The sequence below is a fragment of the Streptomyces sp. UF-297 genome (assembly GCF_058245575.1).
The window spans coordinates 1-23,399 of sequence record NZ_JBSIBZ010000118.1 but is presented as its reverse complement, the minus strand read 5'-3'; the positions used below and the strand labels follow the sequence as shown (position 1 = coordinate 23,399).

Below are 23,399 nucleotides of genomic sequence, written 5' to 3'. Positions count from 1 at the left end.
CGCCACAACGCGAGCGGTCCCGCGCCACAACGCGAGCGGTCCCGCGCCACAACGCGAGCGGTCCCGCGCCACAACGCGAGCGGTCCCGCGCCACAACGCAAGCGGCCCCGCGCCACAACGCAAGCGGCCCCGCACCACAACGCAAGCGGCCCCGCGCCACAACGCAAGCGGCCCCGCGCCACAACGCGAGCGGCCCCGCACCACAACGCGAGCGGCCCCGCTCCCACAAGGGAACGGGGCCGCAGCCACAAGCGAGCTAGGGCGAGGCGGGCGGATACAGCCCACGCGGAAGCGCCGACGCCGCCGCCTCGTCCAGCAGCCACAGCGTCCGGCTGCGCCCGTACGCCCCCGCCGCCGGAGCCTGGATCTCCCCGGCCCCCGACAGCGCGATCGCCGCGGCCTGCGCCTTGTCCTCGCCCGCCGCCAGCAGCCAGACCTCCCGCGCCGCGCGGATCGCGGGCAGCGTGAGCGAGATCCGGGTGGGCGGCGGCTTGGGCGCGCCGTGCACGCCGACGACCGTGCGCTCGGTCTCCCGTACCGCCGGCAGCTCGGGGAAGAGCGAGGCGACATGGGTGTCCGGGCCGACGCCCAGCAGCAGGACGTCGAAGGAGGGCACCGGACCGTGGTCCTCGGGCCCCGCCGCCTTGGCGAGCTCGGCCGCGTACTCCTCCGCCGCCGCGTCCGCGTCGTTGCCGAGCGGACCGTCGCAGGGAGGCATCACATGCACCCGGGCCGGGTCCAGCGGGACGCTGTCCAGCAGTGCGTCCCGCGCCTGGGTGTGGTTGCGGTCCGGGTGGCCCTCGGGCAGGAAGCGCTCGTCGCCCCACCACAGGTCCAGCCGGGCCCAGTCCACCGCGTCCCGCGCGGGCGCCTCGGCGAGGGCCGCGAGCAGCCCGTTGCCGTTGCGCCCGCCGGTCAGGACCACCGAGGCGGAGCCGCGGGCGGCCTGGGCGTCCACGATCTTCGTGATCAGCCGGGCCGCCGCGGCCTTCGCCATCAGCTCCTTGTCGCGGTGGACCACGACCTGTGGCGTGCTCACTTCGACGCCGCCTTCTTGGCCGGAGCCTTGGCGGCCTTCTTCGCCGCCGCGGGAGCCGCCGAGGCGTCCTTGTCGGCCTTGTCGTCGCCCTGGGAGGACTGTGCGGCGGGAGCCTTCTCCTGCTGCGCCGCCTCGTTGAGGCGCTCCACACCGAACTTCAGCGCGGAGGCGTAGGTGTCGTCCGGGTCGAGCCGGCGCAGCTCCTCGGCGAGCAGCTCGGCGGTGTCCCGCCGCTTGAGCGCCACCGCGCGGTCCGGCTGCCCCGCCATGGACAGCGTCGCCAGCGAGCCGTCCGCGCGGTCCAGCACGATCTGGCCGCCGTCGGTCTCCAGGCGTACGGCGGTCAGGCCGGGCCCGGAGGACAGCGTGCGCTTGACCGGGACGCCGAGGCGGTCCGCCAGCCACATGCCCAGCAGCTCGCAGCTCGGGTTGAACTCCTCGCCCTCGACCTCGACCGCGGTGACCTTGCAGGGCATCTGGTCGAGCGCCGCGGCCAGCATCGAGCGCCAGGGCGTGATGCGGGTCCAGGACAGGTCGGTGTCGCCGGGGGTGTAGACCTCGGCGCGCTCGGCCAGCTCCTGGATGGGCTCCTCGGCGGAGTAGGTGTCGGTGATACGGCGCTGGGCCAGCGAGCCCAGCGGGTCCTTGGCCGGGTCCAGCGGGCCGTTGACCGGCCACCACACCACCACCGGGGCGTCCGGCAGCAGCAGCGGCAGCACCACGGACTGGGCGTGGTTGATGGCCTCGCCGTACAGCCGCAGCACGACCGTCTCGCCGGTGCCCGCGTCCGCGCCCACCCGCACCTCGGCGTCCAGGCGCGCCTTGGCGCGGTCGCGGGGCGACCGGCTGACGCGCTTGATGACGACCAGGGTGCGCGAGGGGTGCTCGCGCGAGGCGTCGTTGGCGGCCTTGAGAGCGTCGTAGGCGTTCTCCTCGTCGGTGACGATGACGAGGGTGAGCACCATGCCGACGGCGGGGGTGCCGATGGCACGGCGCCCCTGGACCAACGCCTTGTTGATCTTGCTGGCCGTGGTCTCCGTCAGATCGATCTTCATGGCCGACGCCAGCTCCGTCCGTCTCGTGCGAGCATTTCGTCCGCCTCGATGGGCCCCCACGTACCGGCCGGGTACTGCGCGGGCTTGCCGTGCTTGTCCCAGTACTCCTCGATCGGGTCGAGGATCTTCCAGGACAGCTCGACCTCCTCAAGGCGGGGGAAGAGGTTGGCGTCACCCAGCAGGACGTCCAGGATCAGGCGCTCGTAGGCCTCCGGGCTGGACTCGGTGAAGGACTCGCCGTACGCGAAGTCCATCGACACGTCCCGCACCTCCATGGAGGTGCCCGGCACCTTCGAACCGAAGCGCACGGTCACGCCCTCGTCCGGCTGGACGCGGATGACCAGGGCGTTCTGCCCCAGCTCCTCGGTGGCGGTGTGGTCGAAGGGGGAGTGCGGAGCGCGCTGGAAGACCACCGCGATCTCGGTGACCCTGCGGCCCAGGCGCTTGCCGGTGCGCAGGTAGAAGGGGACGCCCGCCCAGCGGCGGTTGTCCACCTCCAGCTTGATGGCCGCGTAGGTGTCGGTCTTCGACTTGGGGTCGATGCCGTCTTCCTGGAGGTAGCCGACGGCCTTCTCGCCGCCCTGCCAGCCCTCGGCGTACTGGGCGCGCACCGTCTCCTTGCCCAGGTCCTTGGGGAGGCGTACGGCGCCCAGCACCTTGGCCTTCTCCGCGACCAGCGCGTCCGCGTCGAAGGAGGCGGGCTCCTCCATGGCGGTCAGCGCGAGCAGCTGGAGCAGGTGGTTCTGGATGACGTCACGGGCGGCGCCGATGCCGTCGTAGTAGCCGGCCCGGCCGCCGATGCCGATGTCCTCGGCCATCGTGATCTGGACGTGGTCCACGTAGGAGCGGTTCCACAGCGGCTCGAACATCGTGTTGGCGAAGCGCAGCGCCAGGATGTTCTGGACCGTCTCCTTGCCCAGGTAGTGGTCGATCCGGAAGACCTCTTCCGGCGGGAAGACCTCGTGCACGATCCGGTTGAGCTCCTGAGCGCTCTGAAGGTCGTGTCCGAAGGGCTTCTCGATGACCGCGCGGCGCCAGGAGCCCTCCTTCTGGTCGGCCAGCCCGTGCTTCTTGAGCTGCTGGACGACCTTGGGGAAGAACTTGGGCGGAACCGACAGGTAGAAGGCGAAGTTGCCGCCGGTGCCCTGCGCCTTGTCCAGCTCCTGGATCGTCGACTTCAGCGTCTCGAAGGCCGCGTCGTCGTCGAAGTTGCCCTGGACGAACCGGCAGCCCTGGACCAGCTGCTGCCAGACCTCCTCGCGGAAGGGCGTACGCGCGTGCTGCTTGACCGCGTCGTGCACCTCCTGCGCGAAGTCCTCGTCCTGCCACTCGCGGCGGGCGAAGCCGATGAGGGAGAAGCCCGGCGGCAGCAGGCCGCGGTTGGCGAGGTCATAGACCGCGGGCATCAGCTTTTTGCGTGACAAATCGCCCGTGACGCCGAAGATGACCAGGCCGGACGGCCCCGCGATACGCGGGAGCCGCCGGTCCTGGGCGTCACGCAGCGGGTTGCTGCTTGACAAGGTTTCAGCCCTCCGAGGGGGTGAGGCGCTTGAGCTCCACCTCGGTCGACTTGAGCAGGTCGTTCCAGGCGGCCTCGAACTTCTGAACGCCCTCGTCCTCCAGGAGCTGGACGACGTCGTCGTAGGAGATGCCCAGCTGGGCGATGGCGGCCAGGTCCGCTCGCGCCTGCTCGTAGCCGCCGGTGACGGTGTCGCCGGTGATCTGCCCGTGGTCGGCGGTGGCCTGGAGCGTGGCCTCCGGCATGGTGTTGACCGTGCCCGGGGCGACCAGGTCGTCGACGTACAGGGTGTCCTTGTACGCGGGGTCCTTCACGCCGGTGGAGGCCCACAGCGGACGCTGCTTGTTGGCGCCCGCCTTCTCCAGGGCGGCCCAGCGGTCCGAGGAGAAGACCTTCTCGTAGGCCTCGTAGGCCAGGCGGGCGTTGGCCAGCGCGGCCTTGCCCTTGAGGCCCTTGGCCTCGTCGGAGCCCAGCTTCTCCAGGCGCTGGTCGATCTCGGTGTCCACGCGGGACACGAAGAAGGACGCGACCGAGTGGATCTTGGAGAGGTCCAGGCCCGCGGCCTTGGCCTTCTCCAGGCCCGCCAGGTAGGCGTCCATGACCTCGCGGTAGCGCTCCAGCGAGAAGATCAGCGTGACATTGACGCTGATGCCCTTGCCGATGACCTCGGTGATCGCCGGCAGGCCGGCCTTGGTCGCCGGGATCTTGATGAGGGTGTTGGGGCGGTCCACCAGCCAGGCCAGCTGCTTGGCCTCGGCCACCGTCGCCTTGGTGTGGTGCGCCAGGCGCGGGTCGACCTCGATGGAGACCCGGCCGTCCTGGCCACCGGTGGCGTCGAAGACGGGGCGCAGGATGTCGGCCGCGTCCCGCACATCGGCGGTGGTGATCATGCGGATGGCTTCCTCGACGGTCACCTTGCGCGCCGCGAGGTCCTCGAGCTGCTGCTCGTAACCGTCGCCGGAGGAGATCGCCTTCTGGAAGATCGACGGGTTGGTGGTGACACCGACCACGTGGCTCTGGTCGATCAGCTCGGCGAGGTTGCCGGACGTGATGCGCTTGCGCGACAGGTCGTCCAGCCAGATCGCGACGCCTTCGTCGGAGAGGCGCTTGAGTGCGTCTGTCATGGGTATTGCATCTCCTACTTTGTCGTGTACGGGCGTCAGCGCGCGGCGGCTTCGAGCGATTCCCGAGCGGCGGCGGCGACCGCGTCCGCGGTGAAGCCGAACTCGCGGAAGAGGACCTTGCCGTCCGCCGAGGCACCGAAGTGCTCCAGCGAGACGATCCGGCCCGCGTCGCCCACGAAGCGGTGCCAGGTCAGGCCGATACCGGCCTCGACGGCCACCCGGGCCTTGACGGCGGGCGGCAGCACGCTGTCGCGGTACCCCTGCTCCTGCTCTTCGAACCACTCCACCGACGGCATCGAGACGACCCGGGTCGCGACGCCCGCGGCCTGCAGCTGCTCGCGCGCCTCGACGGCGAGCTGCACCTCGGAGCCGGTGCCGATCAGGATCACCTGCGGCTGGGCGGCCGTTCCCTCCGGGGACTGCGCCTCGAACAGGACGTAACCGCCCTTGGCGGCGTCCTCGTTGGCCTCGTAGGTCGGCACACCCTGGCGGGTCAGCGCCAGGCCGTGCGGGGCGCCCTTGCCGAACTCCTTGGTGTAGCGCTTGAGGATCTCGCGCCAGGCGATGGCGGTCTCGTTCGCGTCGGCCGGGCGGACCACGTTCAGGCCCGGGATGGCGCGCAGCGAGGCCAGGTGCTCGACCGGCTGGTGGGTCGGGCCGTCCTCGCCCAGACCGATGGAGTCGTGCGTCCACACGTACGTCACCGGCAGGTGCATCAGGGCCGACAGGCGCACCGCGTTGCGCATGTAGTCGGAGAACACCAGGAAGGTGCCGCCGTAGATACGGGTGTTGCCGTGCAGCGCGATGCCGTTCATCTCCGCGGCCATGGAGTGCTCGCGGATGCCGTAGTGGATCGTGCGGCCGTACGGGTCGGCCTCCGGCAGCGGGTTGCCCTTCGGCAGGAACGAGGAGTTCTTGTCGATGGTGGTGTTGTTGGAGCCCGCGAGGTCGGCGGAGCCGCCCCACAGCTCGGGGATGACCGCGCCGAGCGCCTGCAGCACCTTGCCGGAGGCCGCGCGGGTGGCGACGGCCTTGCCGGTCTCGAAGGCGGGGAGCTTCTCCTCCCAGCCGGTCGGCAGCTCGCCGGCGGCGATGCGGTCGAACTCGGCGGCGCGCTCCGGGTTGGCGGTACGCCAGGAGGCCAGGGACTTCTCCCACTCGGCCTTGGCCTCGCGCCCGCGGTCCAGCGCCTTGCGGGTGTGCGCGATGACCTCGTCGGCGACCTCGAAGTCCTGCTCCGGGTCGAAGCCGAGGACGCGCTTGGTGGCCGCGACCTCCTCGTCGCCCAGCGCCGAGCCGTGCGCGGCCTCGGTGTTCTGGGCGTTGGGGGCCGGCCAGGCGATGATCGAGCGCATCGCGATGAAGGAGGGGCGCTCGGTCTCGGCCTTGGCGGCCTGGATCGCGGCGTACAGGGCGGCCGGGTCCAGGTCGCCGTTCTCCTTGGGCTCCACGCGCTGGACGTGCCAGCCGTAGGCCTCGTACCGCTTCATGGTGTCCTCGGAGACCGCGGTCTCCGTGTCGCCCTCGATCGAGATGTGGTTGTCGTCCCACAGCAGGATCAGGTTGCCGAGCTTCTGGTGCCCGGCCAGGGAGGACGCCTCACCGGAGATGCCCTCCTGGAGGCAGCCGTCGCCGGCGATGGCGTAGACGTAGTGGTCGAACGGCGAGGTGCCGGTGGCGGCCTCGGGGTCGAACAGGCCGCGCTCGTAGCGGGCGGCCATCGCCATGCCCACGGCGTTGGCCACACCCTGGCCCAGCGGCCCGGTGGTGGTCTCCACGCCCTTGGTGTGGCCGTACTCCGGGTGGCCCGGGGTCTTGGAGCCCCAGGTGCGGAAGGCCTTGAGGTCGTCCAGCTCCAGGCCGAAGCCGCCGAGGTAGAGCTGTACGTACAGGGTCAGGGAGGAGTGGCCCGCGGAGAGGACGAACCGGTCGCGCCCGGTCCACTCGGTGTCCGCCGGATCGTGCCGCATCACCTTCTGGAAGAGGGTGTACGCGGCGGGAGCGAGGCTCATGGCCGTACCCGGATGGCCGTTACCGACCTTCTGCACGGAATCCATGGCCAGGACGCGGGCGGTGTCAACGGCTCGCTGGTCCAGTTCGGTCCACTCGAGATCTGTGGTGGTCGGCTTGGTGCTCACCCTGAGTCAGGGCTCCTCTCCACATGTCGAAAGCCGGGACTGACTGTCACCGGGCGTTGTCGAGCCTACCCCTGCTGGTACGCGCACCTTTTCGACTGTGCGTCGACGATGTCACCTCGGGGAACCCGACGCTTTGGGCAACCAAATCCGGAATTGGCGCATTCCCGGTCTGGACATGTCGGCCATGGCACCAGACTGCCCGGCCAGGCCCGCCTTCGCCTCCTGAACGGATGAAGAACGGCGGCGGAAAGTTGCGGGGCGCGCGCCACCTCCGCACTCGCCTCCGCAGCGGAGCCCGCCCAACACGACCCCACCCCCGCGAAGATCGCTGTATGCCCAACGTCTAAAGTGGCGTGGTACGCGCAAGCCTTAACCGCGCCCTCACGGCCGGAGCAGCTTGCTGGCCTTATCTCCGCGGCACAAGCCGCAGAAGTTACTTCAGGGGTGTGCGTGACGGCCGTCGAATCCCGTCCTGCGGGGGCGCTCTCTCAGAGCCCCGGGAGTCCGAATCCCGGTCACCGGCCGTTCGGGGCCCGTGTCAAGGCATTCATCGCTTTGACCAAGCCCCGTGTCATCGAGCTTCTGTTGATGACAACGGTGCCGGTGATGTTCCTGGCCGCCGAGGGCGTCCCGGACCTGTGGCTGGTGCTGGCGACCTGCATCGGCGGTTACCTGTCAGCGGGCGGCGCGGCCGCCTACAACATGTACATCGACCGGGACATCGACGCGCTGATGGACCGTACGTCCCAGCGCCCGGTGGTGACGGGCATGGTCTCGCCGCGGGAGTGTCTGGTCTTCGCGACCGCGCTCACGGTGGTCTCCACGGCCTGGTTCTGGTACTTCGTCAACCCGCTGTCGGCGATGCTGTCGCTCGGGGCGCTGCTCTTCTACGTCGTGGTCTACACGATGATCCTCAAGCGGCGTACGGCGCAGAACATCGTCTGGGGCGGCATCGCGGGCTGCATGCCGGTCTTCATCGGCTGGTCGGCCGTGACCAACACCGTCTCGTGGGCCTCGCTCGTCCTCTTCCTGGTCATCTTCTTCTGGACGCCGCCGCACTACTGGCCGCTGTCGATGAAGACCAAGGACGACTACGAGCGCGTCGGCGTGCCGATGCTGCCGGTCATCGCCGGCAACAAGGTCGTGGCCCGGCAGATCGTCGCCTACAGCTGGGTGATGGTGCTGGTCTCGCTGCTGCTGCAGCCGCTGGGCTATACGGGTTGGTTCTACACCGCGGTCGCGGTCCTGTGCGGCGCCTTCTGGCTGAAGGAGGCGCACGGCCTCCAGGCCCGCGCCAAGGCCGGGATCACCGGCGCCAAGCTCAAGGAGATGCGGCTGTTCCACTGGTCCATCACCTACGTCTCGCTGCTCTTCGTCGCCGTCGCCATCTGGGCTACCCGTCGGTAGCATCCTGGTCATGGCAGACACCAAGCAGGCGGAGCACACCGACGAGCAGGCCGGACAGCGCACCGGGAAGCGGGACGCGCGGCAGGCCGCCCGGCTCGCCGGGCGCATCCGCGCCTTCGCCGCCTCCCACGGCGGCAGCGCCGAGGGACAGCTCGCGCACATCGGCCGCGGCAAGACCCGTATCGCCCTCGTCGGCGCCAACGGCGAGTGGGGCAACCTCGTCGCGGACACCTACGAAGCCGCCGAACAAGCCGTGGAGCAGGCCGGTATCGAGCTGAGGGACGACTTCGACGGCGACCTGGCGGCCAAGGTCCGCACCGGACCGTACGAGTGGTCGCGGATGGCCGGTCTCCAGATCGGCGGCCCGTCCAACGGCCCCGCCGAATCCTGAACGCGGGAAGTCCTGAGCGCGGGCCGGCCGCCGGGCGCGGGGCCGGTGACGGCCAATCACCGCCCGCGGCCAATACCTGACGAGCGCTTCGTCCGTTAAACCCACCAGGCGCGGCGCCCGGCCGCACCGGTGGGTCGTCGCGTACGGGCTGCGCGCGGGAGCGGAGGAGCGCAGTGGAGAGCTTTCCGCCCCTGGTCGACCAGTACAGCCACGGCGCGCTCCACGGCGAACTGGGCCTGGGCTCCTTCGAGACGCATCTGGCCGCCGCGGCCGGGGCGGCGGGCCCCGCCCCGGCCGGCACCACCTTCTTCGACAGCTGGACCGGCATCGCGGTGCGCCGCTGGTGCCCCCCGCTGCTGGGCCTGGAGCCGCACTGCACGCCCGCCCGCTACCTCGCCCGCCGGCGCGAGCTGGGCGCCTACCGCGCCGGGCGCCAGCTGCTGCGCGGCGCCGGGATCGGCACCTTCCTGCTGGAGGCGGGCACCCCCAGCGACCTGACCTCGGCCCGCGAACTGGCCTGCGCGGCCGAGGCGGACGCCCGTGAGGTCGTACGCCTGGAGCCGCTGGCCGAGCAGGTCGCCGACACCTCCGGCAGCGTGGACTCCTTCATCGGCTACACGGCCGAGGCGCTGTACGCCGCCGCCCAGCACGCCACCGCCTTCGCCTCGGGCGCCGTCTTCTGCGACGGGCAGGCGCCCGAGGCGGGCGAGGTGCGCCGGGCCGCCGACCGCTGGCTGAGCTCGCGCAGGCCGGGAGAGCCGCTGGCCGAGCCCGCCCTGGTACGGCATCTGCTGTGGAGTGCGGTGGCCACCGGCCTGCCCGTACAGCTGCACTGCCCCGATCCGCAGCCGCTGGCGGAGTTCATGCGGGCCACCACCGGGCTCGGTACGGACCTGGTGGTGCTGACGAAGGCGCCGCACCACCGGCGGGCGGCGCAGCTGGCGGCCGTCCACGCGCACGTCTACGCGGACGCCGGGCCGCGGCCCGAGGAGACGCTGGGCCAGGCGCCGTTCGGCAAGCTGCTGTTCTCCACGGGGGCGCGGGCGCTGCCGGAGCTGTACGTGACCGGCGCGCGGTTCTTCGTACGGTCCATGGAGCGGCTGATGCGGGAGTGGACCGAAGAGGGCGTGTGCACCCGCGAGGACGGGCGGCGGATCGCGGAGCTGGTGGCCTGCGGGACCGCGCGCCGGGTCTACCGGCTTCAGGCGGAGGTGCCGGCCGCGGGCTGAGCCGTGAGCGCTTCGTGCTCGCCCGAGGGGGCGGGCACCGTGGCGGTGTCCTCCAGCAGCGGGCCGCGGTCGCGCAGCGCCAGGGTGATCCGCAGTACCGCGATCCACACCAGCGTCGAGCCCAGCATGTGCAGTCCGACGACCAGTTCGGGCAGGCCCAGGAAGTACTGGGTGTAGCCGACGACGCCCTGGAAGGCGATGCAGCCGAACAGCTCCAGGACCCTGCGGCGGGTGGCCGCCGGTGCCTTGACGGCGCGCAGGGTGAACCACAGGGCGACGGTCAGGCCGACGACGACATAGGCGAGGTCGACGTGCAGCTGGGTGATCTCCTGCCAGTCCAGCGGGATGCGGTGGACCTTCTCGGCGTCACCGGCGTGCGGCCCCGCGCCCGTGACCACGGTGCCGACCACGGTCAGCGCGCCGGCCGCCGCCACCAGCAGCCAGGACAGCTGCCGTACCGGGCGGGCGACCAGGTCGCGCGGCTCCTGATCGCCCTCGCCGGCCCGCTGCCAGCTGATCACCGCGACCGTGAGCAGGCCGGTGGACAGCAGGAAGTGCGCGCTGACGATGTAGGGGTTCAGGCCGGTCAGGACCGTGATGCCGCCGACGACGGCGTTGCCCATCACGATCCAGAACTGCGCCCAGCCCAGCCGGGTGAGCGCGCGGCGCCTCGGGTGGCGGGCGCGCGCGGCGATGATGAACAGGCCGATGACCGCGCACAGCACGTACGTCAGCAGGCGGTTGCCGAACTCGATGAGGCCGTTGATGCCCATCGCGGCGGTCGGCGTCAGGCTGTCCGGTGTGCACTTGGGCCAGGTCGAGCAGCCCAGGCCGGACTGGGTGAGCCGGACCGCGCCTCCGGTCACGACGATGACGACGGCCATGACGACGGTGGCGAGCGCGGCCCGCCGCACGAAGCGGGCGGACGGCTGCCAGTGGCGGGCGATCAGCTCAAGGGGGTTCAGCGTGTTCGGCACGGGAGCCATCGTAGGCGCAGGCTTGTGCAAAGTTTCACGAGGGGGGCATCCCGGTCGTACGAGGACGTTGTCCCCGGTCCCGCGGCTATTCCCAGCGGAAGAACTTCGCCGCCGCGCCCAGGCCCAGCACGGCCCAGACGGCGAGGACGGTGAGGTCGGTCCAGGGCAGTGCGGCGCCGTGCTGGAGAACCTCGCGCAGCCCGTCGGAGAGCGCCGCGATCGGCAGCAGCTGGAGGACCTGCTGGGCCGCCTCGGGGAACTTCTCCAGCGGGACGATGACGCCGCCGCCCACCAGCAGGAGCAGGAAGACCAGGTTGGCGGCGGCCAGCGTCGCCTCGGCCTTGAGGGTCCCGGCCATCAGCAGGCCGAGGCCGGAGAAGGCGGCGGTGCCCAGGACGAGCAGCAGGGCGACGGAGGCAGGGTTGCCGTGCGGCGACCAGCCCAGCGCGAAGGCGATCACCGTCAGCAGGGCGATCTGCAGCAGCTCGGTGATCAGCACCGAGCAGGTCTTGGCGGCCATCAGCGCCCAGCGCGGCAGCGGGGAGGCGCCCAGCCGCTTGAGGACGCCGTAGCGGCGCTCGAAGCCGGTGGCGATGGCCTGGCCGGTGAAGGCGGTGGACATGACGGCGAGGGCCAGGATGCCCGGCGCCAGGAAGTCGACGGCCTTGCCCGCCCCTGTGTCGATGATGTCGACGGCCGAGAAGAGCACCAGCAGCAGGGACGGGATGATCACGGTGAGCAGCAGCTGCTCGCCGTTGCGCAGCAGCATCTTCGTCTCGAGAAGGGCCTGCGCGCGGATCATCCGGGGGAGCGGGGCGGCGCCCGGTGCCGGGGTGAACGTGCCGGTGGCCGCGCTCGCTTCGGTCGCGCTCATGAACGCAGCTCCTTGCCGGTCAGCTCCAGAAAAACGTCCTCCAGGGTGTGCCGCTCCACGGCTATGGCGTCGGGCATGACGCCGTTCTGCGCGCACCAGGAGGCGACGGTGGCGAGCAGCTGCGGGTCGACCTTGCCGTTGACGCGGTACGTGCCGGGGGTCAGCTCGACGGCCGCGGTGTCGGCGGGCAGCGCCTTCAGCAGCGAGCCGAGGTCGAGTCCGGGGCGGCCGGTGAAGCGCAGGGTGTTCTCCGCGCCGCCCTTGCACAGCTCCTCGGGGCTGCCCTGGGCGATGACCCGGCCGCCGTCGATGATCGCCACGTCGTCGGCCAGCTGCTCGGCCTCGTCCATGAAGTGGGTGGTCAGCACGACCGTGACGCCGTCGGCCCGCAGTTCCCGTACGAGGTCCCAGGTCGCGTGCCGGGCCTGCGGGTCCAGGCCCGCGGTCGGCTCGTCGAGGAAGACCAGTTCGGGGCGGCCGACGACGGCCATGGCCAGCGCCAGGCGCTGCTGCTGTCCGCCGGAGAGCCGGCGGTAGTTCGTGCGGCCGCAGCTGCCCAGGCCCAGGCGGTCGATGAGGAGGTCCACGTCGACGGGGTGGGCGTGCAGGGAGGCGGTGTGCCGCAGCATCTCCTCGGCGCGGGCGCCCGCGTAGACGCCGCCGGACTGGAGCATCACGCCGATGCGGGGCCGCAGGGCCGCGGCGTCGGCGAGGGGGTCCAGGCCCAGCACCCGTACGGTGCCGGCGTCGGGGCGGCGGTAGCCCTCGCAGGTCTCGACCGTGGTGGTCTTCCCGGCGCCGTTGGGGCCGAGTACGGCGGTGACCGTGCCGCGCGCGACGGCCAGATCGAGCCCGTTCACGGCGGTCCGCTCTCCGTACCGCTTGACCAGGCCGAGGACCTCGACGGCGGGTTCCCGGCCGGGGGTCCGGGGGGCGTTCCCCGAGAAGGCGCTGCGCATGCCGGGCAGTCTACGGAGGGGCGGGTGGCGCGAATTCGCGGGGTTCGCCGGGCGGGGCGGCGTACAGGGCTGCGAGTTGATTTATGAGCGGAACTTCCTGCTCCATTTATTCCGGTCGCCGGGCCGCCGGAGGGGCCGCGTACAGCAAGATCGACCGGGGCCGGGAAATGCCCGCGGACCTGGAAAAACACCGGTGGGAAAGCGCCTGCGGGGCGATGGGAATTAGGTAACCCTAAGTGATCGAGACCACCAGTCCGTGATCCGGGCGAGGGTTGTCTCGCTCTGAGGAATTACGCAACAATGGCGTTGTGAAATACGCGAGCGAGGGTCCGGAAGGTACCGCGGTCGAGCCGGCCGACGGGCCGGCCGCCCCCGCGTCGGCGCAGGCCGCGCCGGTCCACGACGAACAGCAGGGCACGCGCAACCGCGTGGCCCGCTCCATCCTCGACCACGGCCCGTCCACCGCCGCCGACATCGCCGTCCGTCTGGAGCTGACCCAGGCCGCCGTCCGCCGTCACCTGGACGCCCTGGTCGCCGAAGGCGTCGTCGAACCGCGTGAGAAGAGGGTCTACGGCGCGCGTGGCCGTGGCCGTCCCGCCAAGGTCTTCGCGCTCACCGACTGCGGCCGGGACGCCTTCGACCAGGCCTACGACCAGCTGGCCTCCGACGCGCTGCGCTGGATCGCGCAGGCGGCGGGCGGCGGGGAGATGGGCGAGGCGGCCGTCGCCGCGTTCGCCCGCGCCCGGCTCGCCGCCCAGGCCGAGGGATACCGCAGGGCCGTCGAGGCCGCCCAGCCCGAGGCCCGCACAAAGGCCCTTGCCAAGGCATTGACCGCGGACGGGTACGCTGCTACGGCGCGCAGCGCGCCCAACCCTCATCTAGGTGAACAGCTCTGCCAGCACCACTGCCCGGTCGCCCACGTCGCCGAGCAGTTCCCGCAGCTGTGCGAGGCGGAGACCGAGGTCTTCTCCCGCCTGCTCGGGACCCATGTGCAGCGCCTTGCCACCATCGCCCACGGCGACGGAGTGTGCACGACCTTCATCCCGAAGGCCGCCCACGCCCCGTCCGGCAAGGCAGCCCACAGCACCACCCCAAAGACCACCACAGCATCTGCAAGCACGGCCGGGAGGAACCCCGCATGACTCTCCCCACGGAGACTGCTCACCCTGAGCTTGAGGGCCTGGGCAAGTACGAATACGGCTGGGCCGACTCCGACGAAGCCGGTGCGGCAGCCAAGCGCGGCCTTTCCGAGGCGGTTGTCCGCGACATCTCGGGCAAGAAGAACGAGCCCGACTGGATGCTCAACCTCCGCCTCAAGGGCCTGAAGCTGTTCGGCAAGAAGCCGATGCCCAACTGGGGCTCGGACCTGTCGGGCATCGACTTCGACAACATCAAGTACTTCGTGCGTTCCACGGAGCAGCAGGCCGCCTCCTGGGAGGACCTGCCCGAGGACATCAAGAACACCTACGACAAGCTCGGCATCCCCGAGGCGGAGAAGCAGCGCCTGGTCGCCGGTGTCGCCGCGCAGTACGAGTCCGAGGTCGTCTACCACCAGATCCGCGAGGACCTGGAGGAGCAGGGCGTCATCTTCCTGGACACCGACACCGCGCTCAAGGAGCACCCGGAGCTCTTCAAGGAGTACTTCGGCACGGTCATCCCGGCCGGCGACAACAAGTTCGCCTCGCTGAACACCGCGGTGTGGTCCGGCGGCTCGTTCATCTACGTCCCCAAGGGTGTCCACGTGGACATCCCGCTGCAGGCCTACTTCCGGATCAACACCGAGAACATGGGCCAGTTCGAGCGGACGCTGATCATCGTCGACGAGGACGCCTACGTCCACTACGTCGAGGGCTGCACGGCTCCGATCTACAAGTCGGACTCGCTGCACTCCGCGGTCGTGGAGATCATCGTCAAGAAGGGCGGCCGCTGCCGCTACACGACGATCCAGAACTGGTCGAACAACGTCTACAACCTGGTCACCAAGCGCGCGGTGGCCTACGAGGGCGCGACCATGGAGTGGGTCGACGGCAACCTCGGCTCCAAGGTGACGATGAAGTACCCGGCCGTCTACCTGATGGGCGAGCACGCCAAGGGCGAGACCCTGTCCATCGCCTTCGCGGGCGAGGGCCAGCACCAGGACGCCGGCGCCAAGATGGTCCACATGGCCCCGAACACCTCCTCCAACATCGTCTCCAAGTCGGTGGCGCGAGGCGGCGGCCGGACCTCCTACCGCGGTCTGATCGAGATCGGCGAGGGCGCCGAGGGCTCCAAGTCCAACGTGCTGTGCGACGCCCTGCTGGTGGACACCATCTCCCGCTCCGACACGTACCCCTACGTCGACGTGCGCGAGGACGACGTGTCCATGGGCCACGAGGCGACCGTCTCCAAGGTCAGCGAGGACCAGCTCTTCTACCTGATGGCGCGCGGCCTGTCCGAGGACGAGGCCATGGCGATGATCGTGCGCGGCTTCGTCGAGCCGATCGCCCGTGAGCTGCCGATGGAGTACGCGCTGGAGCTGAACCGGCTGATCGAGCTGCAGATGGAGGGCGCGGTCGGCTGACCCGGCCGGCCCGACGCACCCAGCAGCGACCGACTTCCTGATTGCAGAAAGTGAGCACTACGACAGCCATGGCTGAGGCTCAGAACGCCCCCACTCTCGGCTCCGCTCGAGCGGGGGGACCCCCTGCCGCGGGCTCCACCACCGCGGGCTCGATCGCGGTGGCCGCGGAGTCCACCGTCGCCACCCGGATGAGCGCCCCGCCGTCCTTCGACGTGGCGGACTTCCCGGTGCCGCACGGCCGTGAGGAGGAGTGGCGCTTCACTCCCCTGGAGCGGCTCAAGGGCCTGCACGACGGCACCGCCGTCGCCTCCGGCGCCGATCTCAAGATCGAGATCATCGCGCCCGACGAGGGCGTCACCCACGAGCTGGTCGACCGCGACGACCCGCGCGTCGGCAAGGCCGGCACGCCCGTGGACCGGGTCGCCGCGCAGGCCTTCAGCTCGTTCGAGAAGGCCTCGATCATCACGGTCGCCAAGGACGCGGTCCTCACCGACCCGATCCGCATCACCGTGCACGGCGAGGGCGGCACCGCCTACGGCCACCAGGTCATCGAGCTGGGCGCGTTCGCCGAGGCCCTCGTCGTCATCGACCACACCGGTGACGCCACGCTCGCCGCCAACGTCGACTACGTCCTCGGCGACGGTGCCAAGCTCACCGTCGTCTCCGTCCAGGACTGGGACGACACCGCGGTCCACGTCGGCCAGCACAACGCCCTGGTCGGCCGGGACGCCTCGTTCAAGTCCGTGATCGTCACCTTCGGCGGCGACCTCGTACGCCTGCACCCGCGCGTCAACTACGCGGCGCCCGGCGGCGAGGCGGAGTTCTACGGCCTGTACTTCACCGAGCAGGGCCAGCACCAGGAGCACCGCCTCTTCGTGGACCACTCGGTGCCCAACTGCCGCTCCAACGTGGTCTACAAGGGCGCCCTGCAGGGCCAGGACGCCCACGCCGTCTGGATCGGCGACGTCCTCATCCAGGCCGCCGCCACCGGCACGGACACCTACGAGCTCAACCGCAACCTCGTCCTGACCGACGGCGCGCGGGTCGACTCGGTGCCCAACCTGGAGATCGAGACCGGCGAGATCGTCGGCGCCGGCCACGCCTCGGCGACCGGCCGCTTCGACGACGAGCAGCTCTTCTACCTGATGGCCCGCGGCATCCCGGCCGAGGAGGCCCGCCGACTGGTCGTGCGCGGCTTCTTCGCCGAGCTGGTCCAGCAGATCGGTCTGCCGGACGTGGAGGAGCGCCTCCTCGCCAAGATCGAGGCCGAGCTGGAGGCGTCGGCCGTATGAGCGCCGCATTCGTACGAGCCTGTGGGCTGAGCGAGCTCGAAGAGGACACCCCCAAGCGGGTCGAGCTCGACGGCACCCCGGTCTCGGTCGTCCGTACCGAGGGCGAGGTGTACGCGATCAACGACATCTGCTCGCACGCGAACGTCTCCCTCTCGGAGGGCGAGGTGGAGGACTGCTCGATCGAGTGCTGGCTGCACGGTTCGAGCTTCGACCTCCGCACCGGCAAGCCGTCCGGCCTTCCCGCGACGCAGCCCGTCCCCGTTTACCCCGTCAAGATCGAAGGGGACGACGTGCTCGTCTCCGTCACCCAGGAGTCCTGAGTTCCCCATGGCAACGCTTGAGATCCACGACCTGCACGTCTCCGTCGAGGCCGAGAACGGCCCGCGCGAGATCCTCAAGGGCGTCGACCTGACCGTGAAGCAGGGCGAGACCCACGCCATCATGGGCCCCAACGGCTCCGGCAAGTCCACCCTCGCCTACTCGCTGGCGGGTCACCCCAAGTACACGATCACCGGCGGCACCGTCACCCTCGACGGCGAGGACGTCCTGGAGATGTCCGTCGACGAGCGCGCCCGGGCCGGCGTCTTCCTCGCCATGCAGTACCCGGTCGAGGTCCCCGGTGTCTCGGTCTCCAACTTCCTGCGCACCTCCGCCACCGCCATCCGCGGCGAGGCCCCCAAGCTGCGCACCTGGGTCAAGGAGGTCAAGGAGGCCATGGAGCGCCTCTCGATGGACCCCTCCTTCGCCGAGCGCAACGTCAACGAGGGCTTCTCCGGCGGTGAGAAGAAGCGCCACGAGATCCTCCAGCTGGAGCTCCTCAAGCCCAAGATCGCGATCCTGGACGAGACCGACTCCGGCCTGGACGTCGACGCGCTGCGCATCGTCTCCGAGGGCGTCAACCGCGTCCGCGAGACCGGTGAGGTCGGCACCCTGCTGATCACCCACTACACGCGCATTCTGCGCTACATCAAGCCCGACCACGTCCACGTCTTCGCCAACGGCAGGATCGCCGAGTCCGGCGGCCCCGAGCTGGCGGACAAGCTGGAGGCCGAGGGCTACGAGGCGTACGTGAAGGGTGGCGCATCCGCGTGACACAGGCCCGACCGGGGCTTTCCGGCCTCCTCGACACCGAGGCGATCCGCAAGGACTTCCCGATCCTTGACCGCCAGGTCCACGAGGGCAAGCAACTCGTCTACCTGGACAGCGCGGCGACCTCGCAGACTCCGCGCCAGGTCATCGACGTGCTGAGCGAGTACTACGAGCGCCACAACGCCAACGTCCACCGCGGCGTGCACGTGCTGGCCGAGGAGGCCACGGCGCTGTACGAGGGCGCCCGCGACAAGGTCGCCGGCTTCATCAACGCGCCGAGCCGCGACGAGGTGATCTTCACCAAGAACGCCTCGGAGTCGCTCAACCTCGTGGCGAACATGCTCGGTTGGGCCGATGAGCCCTACCGCGTCGACCGTGACACCGAGATCGTCATCACGGAGATGGAGCACCACTCCAACATCGTGCCCTGGCAGCTGCTCTCGCAGCGCACCGGCGCGAAGCTGAAGTGGTTCGGGCTGACCGACGACGGCCGCCTCGACCTGTCCAACATCGACGAGGTGATCACGGAGAAGACCAAGGTCGTCTCCTTCGTGCTGGTCTCCAACATCCTGGGCACGGTCAACCCCGTCGAGGAGATCGTCCGCCGCGCGCAGGAGGTCGGCGCCCTCGTGGTCGTCGACGCCTCGCAGGCCGCTCCGCACATGACGCTGGACGTGCAGGCGCTGCAGGCCGACTTCGTGGCCTTCACCGGCCACAAGATGTGCGGCCCGACCGGGATCGGCGTCCTGTGGGGCCGCCAGGAGCTGCTGGAGGACCTGCCGCCGTTCCTGGGCGGCGGCGAGATGATCGAGACCGTCTCGATGCACTCCTCCACCTACGCTCCGGCTCCGCACAAGTTCGAGGCGGGTACGCCCCCGATCGCCCAGGCCGTCGGCCTCGGCGCGGCCGTGGACTACCTCACCTCGATCGGCATGGACAGGATCGCCCAGCATGAGCACGCGATCACCGAGTACGCCGTCCAGCAGCTGCTGAAGGTCCCCGACCTGAAGATCATCGGCCCCACCACGGCCGAGGAGCGCGGCGCGGCGATCTCCTTCACGCTCGGCGACATCCACCCGCACGACGTGGGCCAGGTCCTGGACGAGCAGGGCATCGCCGTCCGGGTCGGCCACCACTGCGCCCGCCCGGTGTGCCTGCGGTACGGAATTCCTGCGACCACGCGGGCGTCGTTCTATCTGTACTCCACTCCTGCCGAGGTGGACGCCTTGGTTGCGGGCCTGGAGCACGTCCGTAACTTCTTCGGATAGGGACAGGACCCGTGAAGCTGGATTCGATGTACCAGGACGTCATCCTGGACCACTACAAGCACCCCCACGGGCGGGGGCTGCGGGACGGCGACGGTGAGGCGCACCACGTCAACCCCACCTGTGGTGACGAGATCACGCTGCGTGTGAAGCTCGACGGTGCGACCATCGAGGACGTGTCGTACGAGGGCCAGGGCTGCTCCATCAGCCAGGCCAGCGCGTCCGTGCTCAACGACCTGCTGGTCGGCAAGCAGCTGGGCGAGGCGCAGCGGATCCAGGAGACGTTCCTGGAGCTGATGCAGTCCAAGGGGCAGCTCACGCCGGACGACGCCATGGAGGAGGTCCTGGAGGACGCGGTCGCGTTCGCCGGAGTCTCCAAGTACCCCGCCCGAGTCAAGTGCGCCCTGCTGAGCTGGATGGCTTGGAAGGACGCCACCGCCAAGGCCCTCTCCCAGGAGGCGAAGACCGCATGACCGACAACGCAGCCCCCGAGGCGCCGGCCCTCAAGCCGGCCACGGAGGAAGAGGTCCGCGAGGCCCTCTACGACGTCGTCGACCCCGAGCTGGGCATCGACGTCGTCAACCTCGGCCTGATCTACGGCGTACACATCGACGACGCCAACATCGCCACCATCGACATGACGCTGACCTCCGCGGCCTGCCCGCTGACCGACGTCATCGAGGACCAGGCGAAGTCCGCCACGGAAGGCATCGTCAACGAGCTGAAGATCAACTGGGTCTGGATGCCCCCGTGGGGCCCGGACAAGATCACCGACGACGGCCGCGAGCAGCTGCGCGCACTGGGCTTCAACGTCTGATCCCACGTCGCGCGCGACATCTCGCGTCGCGCTTTCGAACGGCCATGCCCGCCAGGCACACTGGCGGGCATGGCCGTTTGCCTGTATCAAATCGTCGTCGACGCACACGACGTGAAGGCCCTCGCGGGCTTCTGGGCGCGGGTGCTGGACTGGCGGATCGTCTTCGAGGACGAGGAAGAGATCATCATCGGCGCCGGCCCCGCCGCCCTCCCCGGGATCCGCTTCGTGCCCGTACCGGAGCACAAGACGGGCAAGAACCGCCTGCACCTCGACCTGACCCCCGACGACCAGGCCGCGGAGGTGGAGCGGCTGATCGGGCTGGGGGCGCGGCGGGTGGATGTGGGCCAGGGCCCCGAGGTGTCCTGGGTGACGCCGGCCGACCCCGAGGGCAACGAATTCTGTGTGCTGCGGCCGAAGAAGACGCTGCTCGACTAGGCGAGGGAGCCATGCGTACGGCCGTACGCATCGCTATGTACACTCGTACGCATGATGTACGTGACCCTTGCCGGGGCGATCCTGGCCGAGATCCTGGCGACCACCTCGATGAAGTTCAGCGAGGGCTTCAGCAAGCTGTGGCCCTCCCTGGGGACGGTGGCGGGCTATCTCGTCGCCTTCGCGCTGCTCGCGCAGACCCTGAAGTCGATGAACGTCGGGACGGCGTACGCGATCTGGTCCGGCGTCGGGACGGCCGTCGTCGCGGCGATCGGCATGCTCTTCCTCGGTGAGGCGGTCAACGCGGCGCGGATACTCGGGGTGCTGCTGGTGATCGCCGGAGTGATCGTGCTGAATCTGGGCGGGGCGCACTGATGGCGCGGCGTTACGACCCCAAGCGGCGGCAGCGGATCATCGCCGCGGCGATCAGGATCGTGGCCACACGCGGGATCGTGGGCCTGAGCCACCGCAGCGTGGCCGCCGAGGCCGATGTGCCGCTCGGCTCGACGACGTACCACTTCGCCTCGCTGGACGACCTGCTGGTCGCCGCGCTGGAACAGGCCAACGCCGAGTGGCTGGCGGACTTCGCGCGCTGGGTGGAGGGCATCGACGGCCGCGCGCCGCTCGCCGAGGAGGTCACCCGGCTCGTCGAGCGCTCCCTGTCCGGCGACCGCACCCGCATCGAGCTGGAGTACGAGCTCTACCTGGCCGCGCTGCGCCACGAGGCGGTACGCCCCCTGGCGGCCGGCTGTGTCGACGAGATGGTCCGCCTGCTCGCCGCCCGCACCGGCGACGCGGCCGCCGCCCGCGCCCTGGTGGCCCTCATCGACGGCCTCCTGATCCAACATCTCCTCACCGGCCGCGCCTTCGACCGCACGGGGGTACGGGAGGGGCTGGAGCGGGCGTTGGGTGGCGCGGCGGGCTGACGGCGCACGGGGCGGGGTGGCGAGTGGCCAGATTTGTGCGGGACTTGTGGGAAACGGGACGAAGAGGGTAATTCTTGATCGTTCCTGAACACCTTGCGGGGGGCGTGTCATCAGGTCTGAGCAGGCGTCGCCCTCCGCTGCGCAGTACGAGATGAGCGAGCCGAGTTGAGCAGCAGAAAGCCGACGTCCCAGGATCCGACGGGCGGCGGCCGGGGGGAGTGGCAGCCGGAGGGCTGGCGGACCGGGCCGGCCTGGCGGGAGATGAACCGCCCGGCGCGGCGGCGACGCCGGCTGATGAGCGCTGTCGGGGTGCTGCTCGTCGGGGGCGCGGCGGTGTGGGCGGTCAACCCCGGCGACATCCGTTCCCGCCTGCCCGGGGCTTCCCGCGCCGAGGCGGCCCCGCCGCTGCCGGCCGAGACCGCGCGCCCCAGCGCGGCGCCGGGAAGCGAGGTGTTTCCCGATACGCCGACGCTCAAGGAGCCCTTCGCCGGGTCGCCCGCCGCGCGGTACGCGGACGGAGCGGCCGGGATCGTGCTGCCCGAGGCCAAGCCCGTGGGGACGCTGTCGAAGGAGCAGGTCGCGGCGGCGCTGCGCAGGACCAAGGAATTCCTGGTCGCGGCCAACCTCGACCCGAAGACTCTGCGCGGGGAGCGGCCGTCGGCCGCGCTGGGGCTGCTCGATCCGCAGCAGCCGGGACTGCTGCGCGATCTGGGCACCAGCCTGGACAAGCCGTCCAAGGAGCACGACCCGCTGCTGCTGTTCAGCCGGTTCGACCCGAAGGAGGTCGCGCTCGTCGGTGAGGTGGTCAAGACCCGCGGGCGGATGACGTTCGAGGAGGCCAAGGACGGCGCCCTGGGGGTGAACGCCGACTACACCTTCGTCTACCCGGTCGTGAAGGCGGGCCAGGGCCGTACCGAGGTGACCCGGACGGTGGTGCGCCGGGTGATCCGCATGGAGGTGGTCGACCCCCGGCGATTCGTGGTGACCCCGGGCAAGCTCCAGCTGATCGATTACCGGCAGGAGAGCGGCAACAGCGCCTGTGGAGTGTTCGACGGCTACTTCCACCCCGCGTTCTCCACGGACCCGGCCTCGCCCGCGCCCGCGGGGCCCGAGGCCGACCCGTACGACCGCAGCCGGGAGCTGAACGACGAGGGGCAGGCGGAGGGCTGCGGCACGGTGAGCCGGATCTGAGGAGCCGGCGGGTCCCGCGGAACGGGACCGGTTCGCCTAGACGGGGGCCGTCCGGTTAGGTTTCGGGCATGACCGAAGTTGCTGCTCCCCGTACGACCGGCGCCGTTGCCGCCGGGCTTGCCACCGTCGCGTCCGACGGCACTGTTCTTGACACCTGGTTCCCCGCGCCCGAGCTCGTCGCCGAGGCCGGGCCCGCCGGGACCGAGCGGCTGAGCGCCGAGCGGGCCGTGGAGCTGCTGGGCGAGGCCGCGCCGAAGGCGATCGGCCCGGACCCGCGCCGCGGCGTCGAGGTCGTGGCCGTCCGTACGGTCATCTCCTCGCTGGAGGACAAGCCGCTGGACGCGCACGACGCCTACCTGCGCCTGCACCTGCTCAGCCACCGTCTGGTCCAGCCGCACGGCCAGAGCCTGGACGGGATCTTCGGGCTGCTGGCGAACGTCGCCTGGACCTCGCTGGGCCCGGTGGCCGTGGACCAGCTGGAGACGGTGCGGCTCAACGCCCGCGCCGAGGGGCTGCACCTCCAGGTGACCAGCGTCGACAAGTTCCCGCGGATGACGGACTACGTCGCCCCGGCCGGTGTGCGCATCGGGGACGCGGACCGGGTGCGCCTGGGCGCACACCTCGCGGCGGGCACGACCGTGATGCACGAGGGGTTCGTGAACTTCAACGCGGGCACCCTGGGCACCTCCATGGTCGAGGGCCGGATCTCCGCCGGTGTCGTGATCGGCGACGGCACGGACATCGGCGGCGGCGCCTCCACCATGGGCACGCTGTCCGGCGGCGGCAAGGAGCGCATCGTCATCGGCGAGCGCTGCCTGATCGGCGCCGAGGCGGGCGTGGGCATCGCGCTCGGCGACGAGTGCGTGGTCGAGGCCGGCCTGTACGTGACCGCGGGCACCCGCATCACCATGCCCGACGGACAGATCGTCAAGGCCCGCGAGCTCTCCGGCGCCAGCAACATCCTCTTCCGCCGCAACTCCGTCACCGGCACCGTCGAGGCCCGCCCGAACAACGCGGTCTGGGGCGGCCTGAACGACGTACTGCACAGCCACAACTGACGCGGCCGGCCGACGGCAACGCTGGGGCGGGGGGGGGGGGGGGGGGGGGGGGGGGGG

At 70.6% G+C, this 23,399-nt stretch carries 24 protein-coding genes; 16 read left to right on the top strand and 8 right to left on the bottom strand.

Translation table 11 applies throughout. The features are described 5' to 3' along the window. Positions 1-256 precede the first annotated feature (256 nt). The 5 genes from pgl to tkt are packed head-to-tail and all read right to left on the bottom strand — an operon-like array spanning position 257 to position 6,875. Complete coding sequence (gene pgl, locus AC4IJH_RS39645) at positions 257-1,039, bottom strand: 6-phosphogluconolactonase (protein ID WP_490856860.1); 783 nt, start codon at positions 1,037-1,039, stop codon at positions 257-259. Further along, positions 1,036-2,094 carry a glucose-6-phosphate dehydrogenase assembly protein OpcA gene (gene opcA / locus AC4IJH_RS39640; RefSeq protein ID WP_490856859.1) on the bottom strand — a complete coding sequence of 353 codons (1,059 nt, stop codon included), beginning with the start codon at positions 2,092-2,094 and terminating at the stop codon, positions 1,036-1,038. Before opcA ends, pgl begins: the two co-directional genes overlap by 4 nt. Then, positions 2,091-3,614: a glucose-6-phosphate dehydrogenase gene (gene zwf, locus AC4IJH_RS39635; RefSeq protein WP_490856858.1), complete on the bottom strand. Its 1,524-nt coding sequence runs from the start codon at positions 3,612-3,614 to the stop codon at positions 2,091-2,093. The genes opcA and zwf overlap by 4 nt, the downstream gene beginning before the upstream one ends. 4 nt (positions 3,615-3,618) lie before the next feature. Then, positions 3,619-4,737 (bottom strand): transaldolase, encoded by a 1,119-nt coding sequence (gene tal / locus AC4IJH_RS39630; protein ID WP_490856857.1) that lies wholly within the window; start codon positions 4,735-4,737, stop codon positions 3,619-3,621. A gap of 35 nt (positions 4,738-4,772) precedes the next feature. After that, a complete protein-coding gene (gene tkt, locus AC4IJH_RS39625) occupies positions 4,773-6,875 on the bottom strand; it encodes a transketolase (RefSeq protein WP_490856856.1) in 2,103 nt (700 codons plus the stop codon). A 450-nt stretch (positions 6,876-7,325) separates the two neighbouring features. Between tkt and AC4IJH_RS39620 the strand changes: the two genes are divergently transcribed. The 3 genes from AC4IJH_RS39620 (at position 7,326) to AC4IJH_RS39610 (ending at position 9,902) form a co-directional block, all read left to right on the top strand. Next, a complete protein-coding gene (locus tag AC4IJH_RS39620; protein ID WP_490856855.1) occupies positions 7,326-8,282 on the top strand; it encodes a heme o synthase in 957 nt (318 codons plus the stop codon). Between the two features lie 10 nt (positions 8,283-8,292). Further along, positions 8,293-8,673 carry a hypothetical protein gene (locus AC4IJH_RS39615; protein ID WP_490856854.1) on the top strand — a complete coding sequence of 127 codons (381 nt, stop codon included), beginning with the start codon at positions 8,293-8,295 and terminating at the stop codon, positions 8,671-8,673. A 173-nt stretch (positions 8,674-8,846) separates the two neighbouring features. Next, positions 8,847-9,902 carry an amidohydrolase gene (locus tag AC4IJH_RS39610; protein WP_490856853.1) on the top strand — a complete coding sequence of 352 codons (1,056 nt, stop codon included), beginning with the start codon at positions 8,847-8,849 and terminating at the stop codon, positions 9,900-9,902. Here the strand turns inward: AC4IJH_RS39610 and AC4IJH_RS39605 are convergent. The 3 genes from AC4IJH_RS39605 to AC4IJH_RS39595 all read right to left on the bottom strand — a co-directional run bounded on the left by AC4IJH_RS39605 (position 9,875) and on the right by AC4IJH_RS39595 (position 12,712). Then, a complete protein-coding gene (locus AC4IJH_RS39605) occupies positions 9,875-10,879 on the bottom strand; it encodes a COX15/CtaA family protein (RefSeq protein WP_490856852.1) in 1,005 nt (334 codons plus the stop codon). The genes AC4IJH_RS39610 and AC4IJH_RS39605 overlap by 28 nt on opposite strands. Positions 10,880-10,964: 85 nt before the next feature. Further along, positions 10,965-11,753 carry an ABC transporter permease gene (locus tag AC4IJH_RS39600; protein ID WP_490856851.1) on the bottom strand — a complete coding sequence of 263 codons (789 nt, stop codon included), beginning with the start codon at positions 11,751-11,753 and terminating at the stop codon, positions 10,965-10,967. Next, positions 11,750-12,712 carry an ABC transporter ATP-binding protein gene (locus tag AC4IJH_RS39595; RefSeq protein WP_490856850.1) on the bottom strand — a complete coding sequence of 321 codons (963 nt, stop codon included), beginning with the start codon at positions 12,710-12,712 and terminating at the stop codon, positions 11,750-11,752. Before AC4IJH_RS39595 ends, AC4IJH_RS39600 begins: the two co-directional genes overlap by 4 nt. 308 nt (positions 12,713-13,020) lie before the next feature. Between AC4IJH_RS39595 and AC4IJH_RS39590 the strand changes: the two genes are divergently transcribed. From AC4IJH_RS39590 to dapD, 13 genes are all read left to right on the top strand, one after another. Further along, entirely contained in the window at positions 13,021-13,854 is an 834-nt protein-coding gene (locus tag AC4IJH_RS39590) for a helix-turn-helix transcriptional regulator (RefSeq protein WP_490856849.1), read from the top strand. Then, positions 13,851-15,272, top strand: a complete 1,422-nt coding sequence (gene sufB, locus AC4IJH_RS39585) for a Fe-S cluster assembly protein SufB (protein ID WP_490856848.1) — start codon at positions 13,851-13,853, stop codon at positions 15,270-15,272. Before AC4IJH_RS39590 ends, sufB begins: the two co-directional genes overlap by 4 nt. A 68-nt stretch (positions 15,273-15,340) precedes the next feature. Beyond that, positions 15,341-16,564, top strand: a complete 1,224-nt coding sequence (gene sufD, locus AC4IJH_RS39580) for a Fe-S cluster assembly protein SufD (RefSeq protein ID WP_490856847.1) — start codon at positions 15,341-15,343, stop codon at positions 16,562-16,564. Further along, positions 16,561-16,884, top strand: coding sequence for a bifunctional 3-phenylpropionate/cinnamic acid dioxygenase ferredoxin subunit (locus tag AC4IJH_RS39575; RefSeq protein ID WP_490856846.1), 324 nt, complete (start codon positions 16,561-16,563; stop codon positions 16,882-16,884). Before sufD ends, AC4IJH_RS39575 begins: the two co-directional genes overlap by 4 nt. A 7-nt stretch (positions 16,885-16,891) precedes the next feature. Continuing rightward, positions 16,892-17,656, top strand: coding sequence for a Fe-S cluster assembly ATPase SufC (gene sufC / locus AC4IJH_RS39570; RefSeq protein ID WP_490856845.1), 765 nt, complete (start codon positions 16,892-16,894; stop codon positions 17,654-17,656). Beyond that, entirely contained in the window at positions 17,653-18,921 is a 1,269-nt protein-coding gene (locus AC4IJH_RS39565; RefSeq protein ID WP_490856844.1) for a cysteine desulfurase, read from the top strand. The genes sufC and AC4IJH_RS39565 overlap by 4 nt, the downstream gene beginning before the upstream one ends. An 11-nt stretch (positions 18,922-18,932) precedes the next feature. Further along, positions 18,933-19,391, top strand: coding sequence for a Fe-S cluster assembly sulfur transfer protein SufU (sufU, locus tag AC4IJH_RS39560; protein WP_490856843.1), 459 nt, complete (start codon positions 18,933-18,935; stop codon positions 19,389-19,391). Beyond that, a complete protein-coding gene (locus AC4IJH_RS39555) occupies positions 19,388-19,735 on the top strand; it encodes a metal-sulfur cluster assembly factor (protein WP_490856842.1) in 348 nt (115 codons plus the stop codon). Before sufU ends, AC4IJH_RS39555 begins: the two co-directional genes overlap by 4 nt. Positions 19,736-19,804: 69 nt before the next feature. Continuing rightward, the gene (locus tag AC4IJH_RS39550; protein ID WP_490856841.1) at positions 19,805-20,170 is read left to right on the top strand and encodes a VOC family protein; all 366 of its coding nucleotides are present in this window, start codon (positions 19,805-19,807) and stop codon (positions 20,168-20,170) included. Between the two features lie 51 nt (positions 20,171-20,221). Further along, positions 20,222-20,542, top strand: a complete 321-nt coding sequence (locus AC4IJH_RS39545; RefSeq protein WP_490856840.1) for a DMT family transporter — start codon at positions 20,222-20,224, stop codon at positions 20,540-20,542. Continuing rightward, positions 20,542-21,093, top strand: coding sequence for a TetR/AcrR family transcriptional regulator (locus AC4IJH_RS39540; RefSeq protein ID WP_490856839.1), 552 nt, complete (start codon positions 20,542-20,544; stop codon positions 21,091-21,093). The genes AC4IJH_RS39545 and AC4IJH_RS39540 overlap by 1 nt, the downstream gene beginning before the upstream one ends. 165 nt (positions 21,094-21,258) lie before the next feature. After that, positions 21,259-22,284: a hypothetical protein gene (locus tag AC4IJH_RS39535; protein WP_490856838.1), complete on the top strand. Its 1,026-nt coding sequence runs from the start codon at positions 21,259-21,261 to the stop codon at positions 22,282-22,284. A gap of 68 nt (positions 22,285-22,352) precedes the next feature. Next, positions 22,353-23,342, top strand: a complete 990-nt coding sequence (gene dapD / locus AC4IJH_RS39530; protein WP_490856837.1) for a 2,3,4,5-tetrahydropyridine-2,6-dicarboxylate N-succinyltransferase — start codon at positions 22,353-22,355, stop codon at positions 23,340-23,342. Positions 23,343-23,399: the final 57 nt, after the last annotated feature.

Excerpts from the sequence above, each read along its gene's own strand:
- opcA (WP_490856859.1), bottom strand. The coding sequence starts at position 2,094 with ATGAAGATCGATCTGACGGAGACCACGGCCAGCAAGATCAACAAGGCG.
- tal (WP_490856857.1), bottom strand. The coding sequence starts at position 4,737 with ATGACAGACGCACTCAAGCGCCTCTCCGACGAAGGCGTCGCGATCTGG.
- AC4IJH_RS39615 (WP_490856854.1), top strand. The coding sequence starts at position 8,293 with ATGGCAGACACCAAGCAGGCGGAGCACACCGACGAGCAGGCCGGACAG.
- AC4IJH_RS39600 (WP_490856851.1), bottom strand. The coding sequence starts at position 11,753 with ATGAGCGCGACCGAAGCGAGCGCGGCCACCGGCACGTTCACCCCGGCA.
- AC4IJH_RS39595 (WP_490856850.1), bottom strand. The coding sequence starts at position 12,712 with ATGCGCAGCGCCTTCTCGGGGAACGCCCCCCGGACCCCCGGCCGGGAA.
- sufB (WP_490856848.1), top strand. The coding sequence starts at position 13,851 with ATGACTCTCCCCACGGAGACTGCTCACCCTGAGCTTGAGGGCCTGGGC.
- sufD (WP_490856847.1), top strand. The coding sequence starts at position 15,341 with ATGGCTGAGGCTCAGAACGCCCCCACTCTCGGCTCCGCTCGAGCGGGG.
- AC4IJH_RS39575 (WP_490856846.1), top strand. The coding sequence starts at position 16,561 with ATGAGCGCCGCATTCGTACGAGCCTGTGGGCTGAGCGAGCTCGAAGAG.
- sufC (WP_490856845.1), top strand. The coding sequence starts at position 16,892 with ATGGCAACGCTTGAGATCCACGACCTGCACGTCTCCGTCGAGGCCGAG.
- AC4IJH_RS39555 (WP_490856842.1), top strand. The coding sequence starts at position 19,388 with ATGACCGACAACGCAGCCCCCGAGGCGCCGGCCCTCAAGCCGGCCACG.
- AC4IJH_RS39550 (WP_490856841.1), top strand. The coding sequence starts at position 19,805 with ATGGCCGTTTGCCTGTATCAAATCGTCGTCGACGCACACGACGTGAAG.
- AC4IJH_RS39545 (WP_490856840.1), top strand. The coding sequence starts at position 20,222 with ATGATGTACGTGACCCTTGCCGGGGCGATCCTGGCCGAGATCCTGGCG.
- AC4IJH_RS39540 (WP_490856839.1), top strand. The coding sequence starts at position 20,542 with ATGGCGCGGCGTTACGACCCCAAGCGGCGGCAGCGGATCATCGCCGCG.
- dapD (WP_490856837.1), top strand. The coding sequence starts at position 22,353 with ATGACCGAAGTTGCTGCTCCCCGTACGACCGGCGCCGTTGCCGCCGGG.